This is a genomic window from Streptomyces sp. G7(2002) (genome assembly GCF_028870195.1).
Lineage (GTDB): Bacteria > Actinomycetota > Actinomycetes > Streptomycetales > Streptomycetaceae > Streptomyces > Streptomyces nigrescens.
Window position 1 is genome coordinate 9096577 of sequence record NZ_CP102609.1, and the last position, 18961, is coordinate 9115537.

The following is an 18961-nucleotide window of genomic DNA, read 5'->3' on the forward strand; positions in this document are numbered from 1 at the left end:
AGGGGTTCCTTCTCCTGCGGACGCGTCGCCCATGTGTTACGGGGCGGGCATCCGCGCAGGTGAACCGCCTAGCGTGGCGGAGCCGGCGCGGAACCGGGCTCAGCGGAGGGGGACGGTGGCGGTGATCCGGAAGCCGCCGTTCTCCAGTGCCCCCGCCTCGAAGGTGCCGCCGAGCACGGTCACCCGCTCGCCCAGCCCCACCAGACCGTGTCCTCCGCTCGGCAGCAGGGTGGGCACCGGCCCGGCCGGGGCCTCGTTCTCCACGATCACCCGCACCGTGTCCTTGCGGTACCGCACCTCCACCCGGGCCGGTACGTTGCCCGCGTGCTTGTGGGCATTGGTCAGCCCTTCCTGGATCACCCGGTACAGGGTGGGCTGGACCGTGGAGTCCGTGGCCGACGGTTCGCCGATGACGTCGAAGGCGATCTGCATTCCGGCGGCCCGTGACTCCTCCACGAGGGTCGCGAGGTCCTCCGGCGTCGGCTGCGGGGAGAGCGGAACCTGCTGCTCCCCGTCGTCCAGGCGCAGCACCCCGAGCACCTGGCGCAGCTCGTTCAACGCCTGCCGGCCCATGTCCCCGATCAGCCGGCCGGTGTCCGTGGCGACCCCGGGGCCGCCGGCTCCGGCCTCCAGCGCCCCGGCGTGGACCACCATCAGGCTCACCCGGTGGGAGACCACATCGTGCATCTCCCGGGCAATACGGGTGCGCTCCTCCATCCGGGCCTGCGAAGCCAGGAGATGCTGCTCCCGTTCCAGCCGGTCCGCCCGGTCCTGGAGGGTCACCATCAGGCTCCGCTTGGCACCCCGGTACATGCCGAACAGCACCGGCACCACTACGGAGGGCACCACGAGGAAGATCGAGTAGGGAATGAACTGCTCGGCCTCGAACTCCGTGGCGACCACGGTCCACGCGACGAGGACCACCGCCGCCGCGCCGGAGCCGAGGAGGAGATTGCGCCGCGACGCCCCGTACTTCGCCAGCGCGTAGAGGCTGACGGGGAGGATGCTGAAGGACGGCAGCACGAGAGGGATGAGGATCACCGCGACCGCGGCGAGCGCGTCCGGATAGCGCCGTCGCCAGATCAGCGCCACCCCTTGCACCATCACGAGCAGGACGAGCACCGGAGCCGGCACCAGCAGTGGATCGTCGTCCGGGCCGTTCAGACCGCTCACCAGCGCGACCGGATTCGCGAGCGGGAAAAGCAGCACGAGCAGGACGTCGAACAGCATCGCGCTCCGGTGCTCCCACCACCAGGGCTGCCGCGGAGCCCTCGGGTAGAGGCCGGCCAGTACGGGCACCACAACGCCCGTCAGAGCGACGAGCGCGATGAGAACCGGCTCCCGGGTGACCTCCGTCCCGTGGTGCGGGGCGTACTGCCGCAGATGCAATACGGCGACGCCCAGAACGAGCAACAGTCCGACGGGCGCGGCGACGAACACCGTACGCACCCGCGGTGTGTGCCGGGCCAGTGAGTAGAACGCCACCACCGTGGCCAGGACGGATCCGGTGCCCAGGAGGAGACCGCAGGTGATGGCCGCGGTGACCACCGCGGGGAATCGGCGCCGCAGCACCAGCAGCAGAGCGCCCACGACCGTGAGTCCTACGGCCCAGCCTTGGGGGAGCGGGCTGTGGAGCTGCTCCTCAACGAAGGAGGTGCGGAACTGTGCGTCGAACCACGCACAGCCCATGGCTATCAGCACGTCCAGAGCGGTGGCGCCCCACGGCCGCCACCACGAGGGAAGCCCAGGAAGCCGGAACAGGGGGCCCGGGCCGGGCGGCGCCCGGTCCGGCAGGGGAGCGGGCGCGGTGGCGGGGCCGGCAACCTCAGGCGACATAGCGGCGACCAAACGGACGTGCGGACAATTCCCGGTATGTTACGTCGCCCCCCGCCGGGGCCGGACCCTTCGGAGCGCGCCTGGGTCCGGGCGGGTTTTGGAAGGGAAGGCCGAGGCACTCGGGCGCGGGCTCGCCGGGCCGCGGAGTGGCCGTCATCGGCCGGCTGGAAGGGACGCGTCGCTGACACTCGCCACTGCCCCGGTGCGGGCCGCGATGTTGCTGCGGTGCCGTGCAGCAACGGCACCCTCGGCCGCATGGTGACGGTCCGCCCCGTCTACAGTCCCAGGATGTTGCGTGCGAACCTCACCGATCCCGACGGCGCCTGGGCCGGGCTGACGCTGGATGTCCGGGCGCGCCCCAGGCCGGATCTGTGTCTGCGGACCGCGCCGCTCCGGTTGCTGCTGACCCAGGAAGGGGATCCGGTACTGCTCGGCGCGGTGCACCCGCCCGCCTCCGGAGTGGACTTCTTCCGCACGGACCGCTACCGGTCCCCCGTGCCACCGCTGCGCGCGCAGACGACTCGCGCGTACGGCGGGTCCGCCGAGCGCTGGGCCCATCGCTTCGCGGAACTACTGGCCACGTCGCCCGGGACGCCCCTGCACGACGGCCGCTGGGTACTGTCTCCCGATCCCCGGTTGCGCCACTGGAACCACGGACGCCGCGCACCCGCCGAGTACTGGAGCTCGATGCTCATCGACGGCCACCCGGACGGGTACGTCGACTGGTACCTCCACAACGGATCATGGGAGATTTTTCCGCTGCGACCCATGCCGGACGCCGACGACAGCCGGGTCAAGGCCTACCGGAAGCAGGCCCTGGACGGGACTCTGCCGCCCGTTCTGCTCTGGTGGGTCAGCGGTCTGGACTGCCACCTCGTCCTGGACGGCCATGCCCGCCTCGCCGCGGCGATCGCCGAGTCCGTGGACCCGGGACTGCTGGAACTCCACCGGACCGTCCCCGAGGACGAGGCAGACACCGAAACCCGCCACGCGGTAGCGGCCTACGAGGCCGAACTGACACGTTTCGCCGAGCTGCGCGTCCTCCATGGTTCCGGCGTCCCCGATGGCGCCGAATTCGCCGGGCCGGCACTCATCCGCCGGCTCGACGCAGCGCGCACCGGCCTCCGTCCCACCTGGGCCTGGCCATTGCCCGGCGGCACCAAGGAATGGGAACGCATCGCCCACGAGCAGACCGCCGGGCGCTGGGAACCTGGCGGGCTGTCGTGACCCCTTGACTCACTGCCACCGGGTGGTGCGGCGGTGTCGCACGGGGGCGGACCATCCTCCCGCGCGGGTGCGGGGAGGATTTCTGGTCGGTGCTTCGTCGTGTGCTCCTTACGGCCCCCGCAACGGGAGCGCGGAGTACAGGCGTTGGGCCTATGTCCGCGACCGGACCCTCCTACTGGGGCTTGAAGGAGCGGATTTGGTAGCTGCCCTGCAAGTTGCCGCCGGCGTGGGCGGGCGTGGAGCCGACGCGTGCGTGGTAGTTGGTCTGCGTGTAGTACTGCACACGGTGCCCGGTGTTGTTCCATACGGAGCGCACATTCTGTCCCCGCTGAATGAAGGAACAGTCGTCGGCGGTGTTCGCCTTGCTGGCCTGCGACCACTGGCAGCGGGTTCCGCCGCCGTTCCAGTCGCTGTAGATGCAGAAGTATCCGGAGCTGCAGTTGTAGGCGGCCAGGCCGGCGGATGCCGTGGGAGTCGCCTGGGCAGTGGGTGCGGCACTGAAGGCGGCAGCAGCCAGGGCGGTTGCGGCGAGGGCGAGCGAGTGAAGACGACGCATGGCACATGTCCTTTTCCGTGTGAGGGTGGGAACAGTCATGCCGCTGTGGACCGGCTGAGAAGGATCCCGTCGGAGCGGGAGAGCCACGGCTGGTGGGTGGCATGGGCGGGTCGGCCTGTGAAGTGCGGTCAGCCTGTGAAGTACGGTCCGTCGGCCTGATGAAACGTCACCAGTATGGGCCGGGCCCGCGGCCGTCCTCAGGGCATTTCTCGCCGGACCACCAGCTGTTGGAGCGCGGCAGCGTATGCACCGGGCGTACGCGGCGTGCTGCGCTCTGACCCATCGCGGCGCATCTTCCGCAACCGCGTCCGCAACCGGATCGGCAAACGCCACCCGCACCGGTCCCGGCGCCGGCCCCGGCACGGCGCTCCCAGCCCGGACCTGCGGGGATGTGCCGCAAGGTGGCTTTCGGTGCGGCGAGCGCCGCCGGCCGGGCGGCGTTCGTTGCCAAGGGCGTCGTGTGGTTTGCGAGCCGGGTGTGGCGCGGGGCACCCTTGCGTCATGTCATACGTAAGGCTTGAGGCCTGGATCGGTGGAGAGTGGCTGGAGGTGGACTCCGTGAGCGTCACCGTCATGGACTCCGCGCTGACCCTCTCCTTTGAGCATCAGCGGACCGAGTCCGGGTACCGGAGCCTCATCTGGGAGCCCCTGGAGAAATTCCTCAAGGAGTACCGTGACGAGCCGCTCGTCGTCGTACCTCTGGGGCGCAATTTGCCGGTGATGTACGGCCCTGGCGCGGCGGGGCCCTTCCGGCTGGCGGAGATGCGCGACGCGTGACCGCGCCGTGGGTCATCGCCCGCAGACCACCGCAATCGAGCGCCACCGCCACGACCAGGACGTAAGGGCCGTCAGTCCCCGGCGGTGGTGGATACGCGGCGACGGCGTGCGAGCGCGCCGAGGGCGATGTCCACGGCCAGGAACGCGACCAGCGAAATGCCGAGCAGTGGTACCAGCCAGCCCACCGCCCCTACGGCGAGCACGAGCGGAATGAGGACGGGCAGCGGCACCTGCCGCCATGCGCCGCGCGGCATCGGACGCCCGAAGGACAGGGCGCGGTCGCGGGTGGGGCGCCGCTGCCACCACATCCGGTAGCCCCAGAGGATCAGGAAGATCAGGGCGAGGGCGAGCGCGGCCAGGGCGATCTGGTTGGCGATGCCGAAAAGAGTGCCGGTGTGCAGGTCGATGCCGTAGCGGGTGAGCTTGGCCAGGACGGGGTGGTCGACGAAGCGCGAGACGTCGGTCACCTTTCCCGTGGCCGGGTCCACGGCGATGGCGTCCTGCTTCTCGGGCCAGCTGCGCTGGACCTGCTTGACGACATAGGCGGTGCCCTCGTCCGTCGGCAGGCCGACCTCGACGGGATCGGAGAGCCCCTGGGCGCGGGCCGCTCGGAGCACCTTGTCGATGCCCACGTCCGACGGCGCGGATCCGCTCGACGGGTTCTCCTTCGTCCCGCCCATCCCCGGCATGTCAGGCATTCCGGCCATCCCCGATGAGCCGCCATGTCCGTCATGTCCGGCATCACTCTTGGTCACGGCCGTCGAGACGGTCGGGGTGGCCTGGCCCAGGGCCTCCCGGAGGTCGCCGATGTTCGCCCCGGCGTACGCGGACCAGGTCAGACCGGTCGCGGAGAGGAAGATCAGGCCGACCGCGGCCCACAGGCCGACCGCGCCGTGCCAGGACAGGGTCCGGCGGCGGCCGGTGGCGGTGCGGTCCGGCAGCGCGAGGGCCCGCAGTCCGCGGTTCTTGCGCCTACGGCCGATCCACAGCGCAAGTCCGCCCCCGGCGACCACCCACAGCCAGCTGGCGGCCAGTTCGCTGTAGAGCCGGCCACCCTCGCCCAGGTGCAGATCGCGATGGAGCGCATCGAGCCAGGTGCGCAGGGGCAGTGCGCCCGTGGAACCGTAGGTCTCCAGAGCCCCCCTGACGTTGCCGGTGTAGGGGTCGACGAAGACCGCGAGCTGGTGGTCGTCGGAGACCCCAGGTACGTCGGAGAGCAGGACACGGGTGGTGTCCCCGGGCTGAGGCGCCGGGCGTACCGCGGCGATCTTGCCCTCGGGGTGGGCCTTGCGGGCGTCGGCGACCTGCTGCGACAGCGGCAGCTTCTCCGTGCCGGCCGGCGCCGTCAGCTCATGCGCGTAGGCGACCTTCTCCGCCTGGAAGGAACAGGCGTACAGCAGTCCGGTGACCGCGGCGACGAGCAGGAAGGGCGCGATCAGCACCCCGGCGTAGAAGTGCAGGCGCAACACCAGCGGACGCAGCGCGGCCCACCCGGTACGCCGTACTGTCCGCTCCTCCCCGGAGCGGGTGGGGTCCGGGGAGCCCGGTGAGTCGCTCGATGCGAGACGTTGTTCAGTGGACACGCGGGGCTCCCGGCTCGAAGGTGAGGTGGCCCGGCCCGCTGCCGGTACCGTTCCAGGTAGTCGGAGGAACGGAAGTATGAGTTCCAGCCATGCGGTGTGAGTTGTCCCATACCTCAGATGCCGGGCCGCGCCCCGAACCCACCCTCCGGTGCGTCCGCTCCGGATGGCACGATGGCGGTCATGACAAACGGGCCGGCCTTATACGCTGACGGGCTGACGTCGCGCGTGCTGCGTGGACTGCTGCACCAGGACCTTCCCTCCCGCACATGCCGCCCGAAGTCCCCGGACCCGGGCCGCGGCAGACGGAATCTCCCGTCGCCCCCGTGCCGTAGGTCCGAACAGCACTGCCCACCCCCACCGTTGGAGGCCGCCCGATGATGACGCACCACGCAGACGCGCACGTTTCTCGGCGGAGCCGCAAGCGGAGGCCGACCGCCGTCGCGGCGACGGCGGCGGTGATAGCGGCGTCGCTGCTCGCCGGGTGCTCGTCCGAGGAGCCGGAGAAGCCCAAGCGGCCGGACCCGGTGCCTCCCTCCCCGCAGCAGAGCAGCCACGCTCCCACGCCGAAGACCGGCGCTTTCTCGCCCTACGTGGACACCTCGCTCAAGCCCTCCTTCGACCTCGTCAAGGCGGCCGAGGAGACCGGCGTGAAGGAGTACAACCTGGCCTTCGTCTCCCCGGGAGGCGGCTGCGTGCCCAAGTGGGGCGGCCGGCAGGCGCTCGGCGCCAACCCCGTGGCGCGGCAGGCGGACGAGCTGCGCGCCCAGGGCGGCGATGTACGGATCTCCTTCGGCGGGCAGAGCGGCAATGAACTGGCCCGGGTCTGCGGCTCGGTGGACAAGCTGGTGAACGCGTACACCAAGGTCATCGACGCATACGGCCTGACCAAGGCCGACTTCGACATCGAGGGCCCCGCGCTGACGGACACCAAGGCCAACGACCTCCGCGCCAAGGCGATCGCCCGGCTTCAGCAGCGCAGGAAACTGGACGTCTCCTACACCCTCCCGGTGATGCCCTCCGGCCTCAACCGGCACGCCGTCGATGTGCTGAAGAGCGCCAAGAAGAACGGTGCCCGGATCTCCACCGTGAACATCATGGCCATGGACTACGGCACCTACTACGACGGCGACATGGGCAAATACGCCGTCGCGGCCGCCACCGCCACCCAGAAGCAGGTCAAGGGCGTGCTGGGCATCCGGGACGAGGCCAAGGCCTGGAAGAGCGTCGCGGTCACGCCGATGATCGGTGTGAACGACGTCAAGGGCGAGGTCTTCCGGCCCGACGACGCGGCCGAGCTCAAGAAGTTCGCCGAGGAGAAGGGGCTCGGCCGGCTGTCGATGTGGTCGGTCACCCGGGACAAGCCCTGTCCGGGAGGCGCCAACATCAAGGCGATGGCGACCTGTTCGAGCATCGGCAAGAAGACGAACGAGTTCGTGCGGGCTTTCGCGGGCTGAGCTGGGCGGCCGGCCCGGGGCGGACCGGGCACCGCCGGCACCGAGTTGACATGCCGTGGGACAGGTCACCGCGGTGCGCCGGTGCCCGGGTTCCGCTCGCCCGTTCGGGTGAGCTCGATCTCGGTGTGTTGCCTTCACTTCACCAGGATGGGTTACTGAGTCCGTCCGATTCCGGTGGGCCGCCCATCCTTTCCGGGGGAGTGGAAGGCGTCTTGCCTGGTTCGGCGCATCGGTGTGTGATGACGATGCCGTTCGGGCGCTCCTCCGTGGGGATGTGCAGGACCGGCCATGTCGGCGCGCGGTTTGCGGGCGCCTCATGGTGCGGCGGGCCCGCATGTTGGTCTGGAGCCCGTCATGCCTGCTGCCCGCGCTGTGTGCCCCGTCCGCGCCATCGGTCTTCGATGGATGGTCACGACGGGCCGGCACGCCCCCCTCCTGCAACTGCCCGGCGAAGAACGCCCCGTTGACCCGAGCACCGGGGCCGCGGTGTGGGCGGTGACACCGGCATGCTGACTCCGGAACGCCCCAGCGGGCTCGTCATCCTCACCGACCGCCACGGGAACTGCATCGCCGTCCTCGACCCGTGGTCCCACCGGATCGTCCCCACCCTCACCGCGCCCGTCCCGCTGGTGGCGCGGGGCGAAGCCCACAGCCCGGTCCTGTGCACCGTGGTCGACCACGCTGATGTGCCGGCGTCGAACGACAGCGGCACCCTGCTGCGCGCCCTTGCCGAGCTGCGCAACCGGTCGGCCCTCGCACCGATGCCGGGACGGTTCGATGCCGCCGCCCGTTCCGGCACGCCGGCACCGCGCAACCAGTTCTCCGGTGTCTTCCCCGACCAGGGCTCCTACAGCGGCGGAACCCTGGTGACCATCATCGGGCGCAACTTCAGCCGCGCCACGGCCGTCAGCTTCGGTCCGCGCCCGGCAGCGAGTTTCACCGTCCTCGACGACACGACCATCGTCGCGGTGACTCCCTCGGGCCAGGGGGCGGTCCCGGTCACGGTCACCACCCCCGGCGGATCCGCCCGGGTCGGCTACTTCTTCTACATCTTCTGGCCCAGCCTGACAGGCATCGCTCCCGCCACCGGTCCGATCGGCGGCGGCAACACCGTCATCCTCACCGGCGCCAATCTGCGCACCGCGCTGCTCGTCCGCTTCGGCGACGCCGTCGCCTTCCCCACGGCGCTCTCCGACCGGCAGGTCAGTGTCACCGTTCCTCCTGCCGCGGGGCCCGGCACCGTCCCCGTCCGTATCACCACCCGCGGCGGGGTGAGCAACAGACTGCTCTACACCTACGCGGCGGTGGCAGATGTCACCGGCGTCAGCCCGGACACCGGGCCGATCGCGGGCGGCACCACCCTCGTCCTGACCGGCAGCGGCCTCGCCCGCGTCAGCGGCGTCACGATCGACGGCGTCCCCGTGAGGTCCTTTCGCGCGTACTCCGACAACCTGCTCGTCGTGGTGACGCCCGAGGGCGTTCCCGGCCCCGCCGACTTCGTCGTCACCACACCCGCGGGCAGTGTCACGCTTCCCAACGCCTTCACTTACAAGGCGCCGACGGCGATGACCGTCACCTCTACACCGGACCCCTCCCTTGCCGGTCAGGAAGTGGCCTTCACCGCGACCCTGGTGGGGGTCCCGCCCACGACGGGTACACCGACCGGCACCGTCACCTTCGACTTCGGCGACGGAACAGCGCCGGTAACGGCCCCCCTCACGGACGCCACGGCCACGGTCAACCACGCCTACACCGGCGCGTCGGACACCCCCTACGCCGTCACCGTCAACTACAGCGGCGACCTCTACTTCATGGCCACCACCGGAACGGACACCCAGGCCGTCGAAGCAGCGCCGACCACCACCACGGTGACCCACGGCCCCGATCCGTCCCTGGCCGGGCAGCCGGTCACCTTCGTCGCGCGGGTCGCTCCCACCCCACCGGGAGCCGGTGCGCCGACGGGCACCGTGACGTTCGACTTCGGCGACAACACCCCGCCCGCCACCGTGCCGGTGGCGGGCGGCTCCGCGACCGTGACCCACACCTTTGAGAGCGCCGCCGCACTGCCGTACACGGTCACCGCCACCTACAGCGGCGACGACAACTTCACCCCTTCCACGGGGACGGAAAGCCAGACCGTGCAGCAGGCGGCGACGGCCACCACGGTGGACCTTGCGCCCAACCCCTCCGTGGCCGGACAGCCGGTGACCGCGACCGCGACGGTCGCCGTCGTCCCGCCCGGAGCCGCCGCACCGACCGGGACGGTCACCTTCGATTTCGGCGACGGCACCCCGCCGGTCGACGCACCGCTCACCGACGGCACCGCCGCCACCAGCCATGTCTACGCCGGTACGACGGGCAGCCCGTACACGGTCACCGCCACCTATCAGGGCGACGGGAACCTGGAGCCCTCCACGGGGACCGGCAGCCAGTCGGTGGGACCGAGCGCGTCGTCGACGACGGTGGTTTCCGCGCCGGATCCTTCGATGGTGGGGCAGTTGGTCACGTTCAGCGCGACGGTCACCGCGCTCGCGCCCGGAGCGGGTACCCCGACCGGGACGGTCACCTTCGATTTCGGCGACGGTACGGCGCCCGTCGACGCACCGCTCACGGACGGCACCGCCGCCACCGGCCACGTCTACGCCGCCGCGGCGGACAGCCCCTACGCGGTCACCGCCACGTACGACGGTGACGCGGACTTCACGACGTCCTTCGGTACCGACACCCAGAGCGTCCAGCCGGCCGGCACCACGATCGCCGTGGTCTCCGCGCCGGATCCTTCGACGGTGGGTCAGCCGGTCACATTCAGCGCGACGGTCACCGCGCTCGCACCCGGTGCCGGTACCCCGACCGGGACGGTCACCTTCGACTTCGGCGACAGCACACCACCCGTCACCGCATTCCTCACCGACGGCGCCACCGACCTCACCCACACCTACAACGACGCGGCCGAACTGCCGTACACGGTCACCGCCATCTACAACGGTGACGACGACTTCACCACCTCGCTCGGTACCGACACCCAGACCGTGCAGCCGGCCGACACCACCACCGCCGTGGCCTCCGCACCCGACCCCTCCACGGTGGGGCAGGAGACGACCTTCGTCGCGCAGATCCTCCCCGAGGCCCCGGCGGCCGGAGCGCCGACGGGAACCGTGACCTTCGAGTTCGGCGACGGCACCCCGCCCGTCACGGCACCCGTCGAGGGCGGCACGGCCACGGTCACCCATGTCAATCCGGACGTGGCGGAGAGCCCGTACACGGTCGCCGCGACCTACAGCGGCGACGACAACTTCAACCCCTCCGCGGGAACGGACATTCAGTCGGTCGCCAAGGCGGTGCCCACGACGACGGTGAGCTCCTCCCCGGAGCCTTCGGTCACCGGCGAGACGGTCACCCTCACCGCGACCGTCGCGGCTCCCACACCGGCCGCGGGTACTCCGACCGGGACGGTCACCTTCGACTTCGGTGACGGCACCGCACCTGTCACCGCCCCCCTCACCGACGGCACCGCCGACCTCACCCACGCCTACACCAGCGCGCCCATCAGCCCGTACACGGTCACCGTCACCTACAGCGGGGACGACAACTTCACCGAGTCCGCCGGCACCACAACGCACAGTGTCGAGCAGGCCGCGACCACCACCACGGTCACCGCCGCTCCCGACCCGTCCGTGACGGGGGAGTCGGTGACCGTCACCGTGACCCCCACCGCGCCCGCGTCGGGCATCCCGACCGGGCCGGTCACCTTTGACTTCGGTGACGGCACCCCGGTCATCACCGCCGAGCTCGTGGGCGGCACGGTGACGGTCACCCACCCCTACACCAGCGTCTCCGGCAGCCCCTACACGATCAACGCGGTCTACCTCGGTGACGCCAACTACGCCGCGTCCGAGGACACCCTCGTCCACGCCGTCGCCCCGGCCGCGACCACCACCACGGTGACCTCCTCGCGGGTTCCCTCGGCGGTGGGCGAGAGCGTCATGCTGATCGCGCGGGTAACTCCGGTGCCGCCAGGGGCCGGTGCGCCGACCGGCACGGTCACCTTCGACTTCGGTGACGGCACCACTCCCGCCACGGCACCGGTCTCCCACAACGTGGCCTCGGTGACGCACACCTACGTCAGCACCGCGGGCAGCCCCTACCCCGTCACCGCGACCTACAGCGGTGACGCCGACTTCGCCGCCTCCACCGGGACGTTCGCCCAGGGCGTGGAGACCAGCGTTTCGGGCACCTCCACGACGGTGAGCTCCGCTCCCGACCCGTCCGTAGTGGGACAGGCGGTCACCGTCACCGCGACCGTCGTGGCCGTTCCGCCCGCCTCGGGCACCCCGGCCGGGACGGTGACCTTCGAATTCGGCGACGGCACCCCGACCGTGACGGCCCCGCTCACGGGCGGCACGGCGACGGCCACCCACACCTACACCGCGGCCGCCGATCCCGCCACGATCACCGCGGTCTACAACGGTGACGGGAACTTCGCGGGTTCGGCCGGTCTCGACACCCAGACGGTCTCGCAGGCGGCCACGTCGACGACGGTGGCCTCCGCGCCGGACCCGTCCGTGACCGGCCAGTACGTCACCTTCACCGCGACCGTCACCTCGGCGGACGCGGGTGCCGGTACACCGACCGGCACGGTCACCTTCGACTTCGGCGACGGCACCCCGGGCCTCACGGCGCCCCTCACCGACGGGGTGGCGACCGCCGTGCACGCCTACCCCCACACCTCCGGCAGCCCGTACCCGGTCACCGCCACCTACAACGGCGGGGCGAGCTTCACGCCTTCCACGGACACCGACACCCAGACCGTGAACCCGGCGACCGCGTCCCTCACCGTCTTCTCGTCGGCGGACCCTTCCACGGTCGGCCAGCCGGTGACCGTCACCGCGAACCTCACGGCGGATTCCCCGGCGGCGGGCACCCCGACCGGGACGATCACCTTCGACTTCGGCGACGGCACCCCGACCGTCACCGCCACCGCCGTGGCCGGCACGGTGACGGTCACTCATGCGTACACCACCACGGCCGGCAGCCCGTTCACCCTCTCGGCCACCTACAGCGGGGACGAAGACTTCAGCCCCGCCACGGCCACCGCCTCCCAGACCCTGTACCCGGCCTCGACCACCACCGAGGTGACCTCCGGTCCGAACCCCTCGGTCGTGGGGGAGCCGGTGACCGTCACCGCGACGGTCGCACCGGTCCCGCCGGGTGCCGGCACACCGACCGGTACGGTCACCGTCGACTTCGGCGATGCCACCACTCCGGCCACGGCCCCCCTGGCCGGTGGAGCCGTCACGCTCACCCACACCTACACCGGCAGCGTCAGCAGCCCGTACACGATCACCGCCACCTACGGCGGCAGCGACGACTTCACCGACTCGGTGGCCACGGCCACCCAGTCGGTCCTGCAGGCCGCGACGACCACCACGCTGACCTCCGAGCCGGACCCGTCCGTGGTCGGCCAGCCGGTCGCCTTCACGGCGATCGTCGCTCCGGTGGAACCGGGAAACGGGTCGCCGACAGGAACGGTCATCTTCGACTTCGGCGACGGGACGGACCCGGCCGCGCTGCCGGTCATCGCCGGGGTGGCGACGGCCCTGCACGCCTACACCGGTCCCGCCGGCAGCCCGTACACCGCCACCGCCACCTACAGCGGCGACACCGGTTTCACCGCTTCCAGCGACACCACCACGCAGTCCGTCGGCCAGGCCGGGTCCACGACGGTGGTCACCACGTCGCCCGAACCGGCGGTGACCGGCCAGCCGGTGACCGTCACCGCGACCCTCTCGGCCGCCGCGCCGGGGGACGGGACACCGACCGGCACGGTCACCTTCGACTTCGGTGACGGTACGTCACCCCTCACGGTGCCGGCCACGGCCGGGGTGGCCACGACGACGCACACCTGGGCCGGTACGTCCGGCAGCCCGTACACCGTCACGGCCGACTACAGCGGGGACGCCGGCTTCACCCCGTCCACCGGCACCGGCACCCAGACCGTGGCCCCGGCCGCGACCTTCATCTCCGTCAGCGGAGTTCCCGAGCCTTCGGTGACGGGCCAGCCGGTGGACATCACCGCGACGGTCTCTGTCGTCGCCCCGGGGGCCGGTACCCCCACCGGTTCGGTCACCTTCGACTTCGGTGACGGCACCCCGTCCGTCACCGAACCCGTGACGGACGGCACCGCCACCCTCACCCACACCTGGGCGGGCACCTCCGCAGGCCCGTACACCGTCTCGGCCACCTACAGCGGGGACGCCGACTTCAGCCCCTCCACCGGCACCGACACCCAGACCGTGGCCCCGGCCGCGACCACCACCACCGTCAGCGGACTGCCGGAGCCCTCGGTGACCGGCCAGCCGGTGACGTTCCTCGCCAGGGTGACGTCCGAAGCCCCGGGCGATGGCGCGCCGACGGGGACGGTGACCTTCGACTTCGGGGACGGGACCGCGCCGGTCACCGTCACCGCAGCGGGTGGGGTGGCGACCGCGGTGCACGCGTACACGAGCGCCACGGGCGGCCCCTACACGGTCCACGCCGCCTACAGCGGCGACGACCAGTTCACCCCCTCCGTGGGGACCAAAACCCACATCGTGCAGCCGGCGATGTCGACGACGGTGCTCAGCTCGTTGCCGGATCCCGCGGTGACGGGCCAGCCGGTGGACATCACCGCGACGGTCTCCGCGGCCGCCCCGGGGGCGGGTGCCCCCACCGGTACGGTCACCTTCGACTTCGGCGACGGCACCCCGCCCGTCACCGCATCCGTGACGGACGGCACCGCCACCCTGACCCATGCATGGACGAGTACGTCCGGCAGCCCGTACGCCCTCACCGCCGAGTACAGCGGGGACACGGACTTCACGCCCTCCACGGGGACCGACACCCAGACCGTCACCCCGGCCGCGACCACCACCGCCGTGGCCTCCTCGCCCGATCCCGCGGTGACGGGCCAGCCGGTGGACATCACCGCGACGGTCTCCGCGGCCGCTCCGGGGGCCGGCACCCCCACCGGTACGGTCACCTTCGACTTCGGCGACGGCACCCCCTCCGTCACCGCCACGGTCACCGCCGGGGTGGCAACCGCGACGCACACCTGGGCCGGTACGTCCGGCAGCCCGTTCACCGTCACGGCCGACTACAGCGGGGACACCGACTTCGCCTCCTCCACCGGCACCGACAGCCAGACCGTCGGTCAGACCTCTTCCTCCATGACCCTGTTCACCTCCCCGGATCCGTCCGTGGCCGGGCAGCAGGTCACCTTCACCGCCCGGGTCACCGCCGTTCCTCCGGGCGCGGGCACCCCCACCGGGACCGTCACCTTCGATTTCGGCGACGGCACCGTGCCCGTCACCGCACCGGTCTCCTCCGACGTGGCGACCGTGACGCACGCCTACGCGAGCACGGCGGGCAGCCCCTACACGGTCACCGCCACCTACAGCGGTGACGCCGACTTCGCCCCCGCCACCATCACCGGAGACCACACGGTGGCGGTCAGCGCCGCCACCACGTCGACGACCGTGAGCTCCTCCCCGGACCCCTCGGTGACGGGCCAGCCGGTGACCTTCACCGCGACCGTGGCACCGACCCCGCCCGGCGCCGGGGTGCCCACCGGAACGGTTTCCTTCACCTTCGGCGACGGAACGGCGGCCCTCACGGCACCGGTCACCGGCGGGGTGGCGACCGTCACGCACGCCTACACCACCGCGACGGGCAGCCCCCACACCGTGACCGCGAACTACAGCGGGGACGCCAACTTCAGCTCCTCCTCGGGCACGGACAGCCAGACGGTCGATCCGGCGTCGACGCTGACGACGGTGACCGCCACGCCGGGCCCGTCCGTGGTCGGCCAGCCGGTGACCTTCACCGCGACCGTCACACCGGTCGAGCCGGGAGCCGGGGTGCCGGCCGGCGCGGTCACCTTCGACTTCGGGGACGGCACACCGCCCACTCTGACATCGGTTTCCGACGGCGTCGCCAGGATCACGCACACGTACACGAGCGCGGGCGGCCCCTACACGGTGACCGCGCAATATGAGGGGGACGACAGCTTCACGTCGTCGAGTGGGAGTGACACCCAGACGGTCGGCAGGGCGGCGACGACGACTGCGGTGGTGTCGTCGCCGGATCCCACGGTGGTGGGTCAGTCGACCACTGTTACGGCTTCGGTGGCTTCTGTTGCGCCGGGTGCGGGTGCGCCGTCGGGTACGGTCACGTTTGATTTCGGTGATGGGAGTCCGACTTTTACGGCGCCGGTGAGTAATGGTCTGGCGATGGTGACGCATGCCTATGGCAGTACGTCGGGGAGTCCGTTCGCCATTACGGGTACGTATGACGGGGATGCCAACTTCACGTCGTCGAGTGGGAGTGACACTCAGGCCGTCGGCAGGGCGGCGACGACGACTGGGGTGGTGTCGTCGCCGGATCCCACGGTGGTGGGTCAGTCGACCACTGTTACGGCTTCGGTGGCTTCTGTTGCGCCGGGGGCGGGTGCGCCGTCGGGTACGGTCACGTTTGATTTCGGTGATGGGAGTCCGACTCTTACGGCGCCGGTGAGTAATGGTCTGGCAACGGTGACGCATGCCTATGGCAGTACGTCGGGGAGTCCGTTCGCCATTACGGGTACGTATGACGGGGATGCCAACTTCACGTCGTCGAGCGGGAATGACACCCAGATCGTCGGCAAGGCGGGCACCACCACGGCGGTGGCCTCCTCGCCCGATCCCACGGTCGTCGGTCAGCCCACCACCCTCACGGCCTCCGTCGCCTCCGTCACGCCCGGCGCCGCCGCCCCCACCGGCACGGTCACCTTCAGCTTCGGCGACGGCACCGGCTCCACCACCACCACGCTCTCCGACGGCATCGCGACCGTCACCCACACCTACACCACCCGGACCGGCAGCCCCTTCCCCGTCACGGCGACCTACAACGGGGATGCCGGCTTCACGTCGTCGAGTGGGAGCGATACGCAGACGGTCGGCAGGGCGGCGACGACGACGGCGGTGGTGTCTTCGCCGGATCCTTCGGTGGCGGGGCAGGCGGTGACGCTGACGGCGACGGTCTCCGCGGTGGCGCCGGGTGCCGGTACTCCCACGGGTACGGTCATCTTCAGTTTCGGTGACGGCACCGGCGCCGGCACCGCGACGCTCTCCGGCGGCATCGCGACCGTGACGCACACGTTCAACGGGACCTCCGGCAGCCCGTATCCGCTCACGGCGACCTACAACGGCGACGGCAGCTTCACGCCGTCGAGTGGGAGCGATACGCAGACGGTCGGTAAGGCGGCGACGACGACGGCGGTGGTGTCTTCGCCGGATCCGTCGGTGGCGGGGCAGGCGGCGACGCTGACGGCGACGGTCTCCGCGGTGGCGCCGGGTGCGGGCACTCCCACGGGGACGGTCACCTTCGGTTTCGGGGACGGCACCAGTGCCGCCACGGCAACGCTCTCCGGCGGCACCGCTACCGTCACCCACACCTATGCCACCAGGAACGGAAGTCCCTTCCCCGTCACGGCCACTTACAACGGGGACACCAACTTCTCGGCCTCCACCGGCAACGACACCCAGACGCTCACCAAGAGCGCGACCACCAGCACGGTGACCTCCACTCCCGACCCCTCGGCGTCCGGTGGGACGGTGACCGTCCGGGCTACCGTCTCGTCCCCGGCCGGTGCGCCGACCGGGACGGTCACCTTCAGTTTCGGTGACGGCACCGGCGCCGCCACCGCGACGCTCTCCGGCGGTGTCGCGACCGTCACCCACACCTACACGACCACCACCGGAAGCCCCTTCACCCTCACGGCCACCTACGGCGGGGACGCGAGCTTCACGGGCTCCACCGGCAGTGATACCCAGACCGTCAACCGGGCCGCGACCTCCACCACCGTGGTCTCCACCCCCAACCCCTCGACGACGGGTGACCGGGTCACGGTCACCGCGACCGTGGTTCCGGTCGCCCCCGGAACGGGTACGCCCACCGGAACCGTCACCCTCGCCATCACGGGACGCACCCCCCAGGCCGTGCCCCTCGTCGGCGGCACGGCCAGCGTGTCCTTCAACCCGCTGCAGAAGGGGACCCACCTCGTCACCGGCAACTACAACGGCGACGTCGGTTTCGCGCCCTCCGCCGGAACCACGGTCCAGACGGTGCCATGACGGAGCGGTGCCCCGGATCCCGTGCCGGATCCGGGGCATCACCGTGTTCAGACCGCCTCGGGGAAGTGGCAGGCGCCGGAGAGGTGTTGGCGCGTCCGTTACTTACCCGGATCCGAGGGGTCCTGGAGAATCGGGACGCCTCGACGGCCGTCCGTCCCGGGGGAGTTGCGGTCGTATGACGCGCCACCCTTGGCATCGTCAGTGCAATGTGAAATATTACTGACGTGCCCACGAGAAGAACCTCGGATGTCATCGTCGTCGGCGCGGGCGTGGTCGGCGCGGCCTGCGCCTACTACGCGGCCCGCGCCGGCCTCTCCGTCACCGTGCTCGACCGCGGCCCCGTCGCGGGCGGCACCACGGGTGCCGGCGAGGGCAACCTCCTGGTCTCCGACAAGGAACCCGGGCCCGAACTCGATCTCGCCCTGCTGTCCACCGGGTTGTGGCGGGAACTGGCGGAACTGCTCCCGCCGCAGATCGAGTACGAGGCCAAGGGCGGCCTCGTGGTCGCCGCCGGTGAGGCCGGGATGCAGGCCCTGCGTGACTTCGCGGCCGGACAGGGCAAGGCCGGTGTGCGGGCGGAGGAGGTCCCGGGGGACCGGTTGCAGGAACTGGAGCCGCATCTGACTCCCGGTCTGGCAGGGGGCTTTCACTACCCGCAGGACGCGCAGGTGATGCCGGCCCTGGCCGCCGCGCATCTGCTGCGCGCGGCGGGTGACCGGGTGTGTCTGCGGCTCGGTGAGGAGGTCACCGGCCTGCTGACCGCGGCGGACGGCTCGGTGCGGGGGGTTCGTACGGCGGCGGGTGAGGTGCATGCTCCGCATGTGGTCAATGCGGCCGGTACCTGGGGTGGCGAGTTCGCCCGGCTCGCGGGCGTCGGGCTACCGGTGCTGCCGCGCCGCGGCTTCGTGCTCGTCACGGAACCGCTGCCGCGGGTGGTGCGGCGCAAGGTCTACGCGGCCGACTATGTGGCCGATGTCGCCAGCGGTTCGGCGGCGCTGCAGACCTCGGCGGTGGTCGAGGGCACCGCGGCGGGCCCCGTCCTGATCGGTGCCAGCCGCGAACGGGTCGGTTTCGACCGCACGTTGTCGACCGAGGTGCTGCGCCGCCTGGCGGCCCAGGCCACCGCCCTGTTCCCGGTCCTGGCCGGGGTCCGCGCGATGCGGACGTACGTGGGGTTCCGCCCCTACCTCCCCGACCATCTGCCGGCCATCGGCCCCGATCCGCGGGTGCCCGGCCTGCTGCACGCCTGCGGACACGAAGGCGCGGGGATCGGTCTCGCCCCGGCCACCGGGCTGCTCATCGCGCGGTCCCTGGGCGGCGGCGAACTGCCCCTGGACCCGGGCCCGTTCGACCCCGCCCGCTTCGAAGCCACCGCCTGAC

The 18961-nt window shown here is 71.3% G+C and carries 8 protein-coding genes; 5 read left to right on the plus strand and 3 right to left on the minus strand.

Going from position 1 to position 18961, the window contains the following annotated elements; all coding sequences use genetic code 11:
* Positions 1-99 precede the first annotated feature (99 nt).
* Positions 100-1836, minus strand: coding sequence for a sensor histidine kinase (locus NUT86_RS39265; RefSeq protein ID WP_274740183.1), 1737 nt, complete (start codon positions 1834-1836; stop codon positions 100-102).
* Positions 1837-2124: 288 nt separating this feature from the next.
* Between NUT86_RS39265 and NUT86_RS39270 the strand changes: the two genes are divergently transcribed.
* Positions 2125-3063: a hypothetical protein gene (locus NUT86_RS39270; RefSeq protein ID WP_266440306.1), complete on the plus strand. Its 939-nt coding sequence runs from the start codon at positions 2125-2127 to the stop codon at positions 3061-3063.
* 172 nt (positions 3064-3235) lie between these two features.
* Here NUT86_RS39270 and NUT86_RS39275 read toward each other — a convergent pair whose 3' ends face one another.
* Entirely contained in the window at positions 3236-3619 is a 384-nt protein-coding gene (locus tag NUT86_RS39275; protein WP_266440308.1) for a peptidase inhibitor family I36 protein, read from the minus strand.
* Positions 3620-4120: 501 nt separating this feature from the next.
* On the opposite strand from NUT86_RS39275, the gene NUT86_RS39280 reads away from it, so the two are divergent.
* Complete coding sequence (locus NUT86_RS39280; RefSeq protein ID WP_018091464.1) at positions 4121-4396, plus strand: hypothetical protein; 276 nt, start codon at positions 4121-4123, stop codon at positions 4394-4396.
* Positions 4397-4467: 71 nt separating this feature from the next.
* On the opposite strand, the gene NUT86_RS39285 is transcribed toward NUT86_RS39280, so the two are convergent.
* Positions 4468-5979 (minus strand): PepSY-associated TM helix domain-containing protein, encoded by a 1512-nt coding sequence (locus NUT86_RS39285; RefSeq protein ID WP_274740184.1) that lies wholly within the window; start codon positions 5977-5979, stop codon positions 4468-4470.
* A 377-nt stretch (positions 5980-6356) separates the two neighbouring features.
* Between NUT86_RS39285 and NUT86_RS39290 the strand changes: the two genes are divergently transcribed.
* The 3 genes from NUT86_RS39290 (at position 6357) to NUT86_RS39300 (ending at position 18960) form a co-directional block, all read left to right on the plus strand.
* Positions 6357-7433: a chitinase gene (locus tag NUT86_RS39290; protein ID WP_308433112.1), complete on the plus strand. Its 1077-nt coding sequence runs from the start codon at positions 6357-6359 to the stop codon at positions 7431-7433.
* 506 nt (positions 7434-7939) lie between these two features.
* The gene (locus tag NUT86_RS39295; protein WP_274740185.1) at positions 7940-17581 is read left to right on the plus strand and encodes an Ig-like domain repeat protein; all 9642 of its coding nucleotides are present in this window, start codon (positions 7940-7942) and stop codon (positions 17579-17581) included.
* A gap of 224 nt (positions 17582-17805) precedes the next feature.
* Positions 17806-18960: an NAD(P)/FAD-dependent oxidoreductase gene (locus NUT86_RS39300; protein WP_274740186.1), complete on the plus strand. Its 1155-nt coding sequence runs from the start codon at positions 17806-17808 to the stop codon at positions 18958-18960.
* Position 18961: the final 1 nt, after the last annotated feature.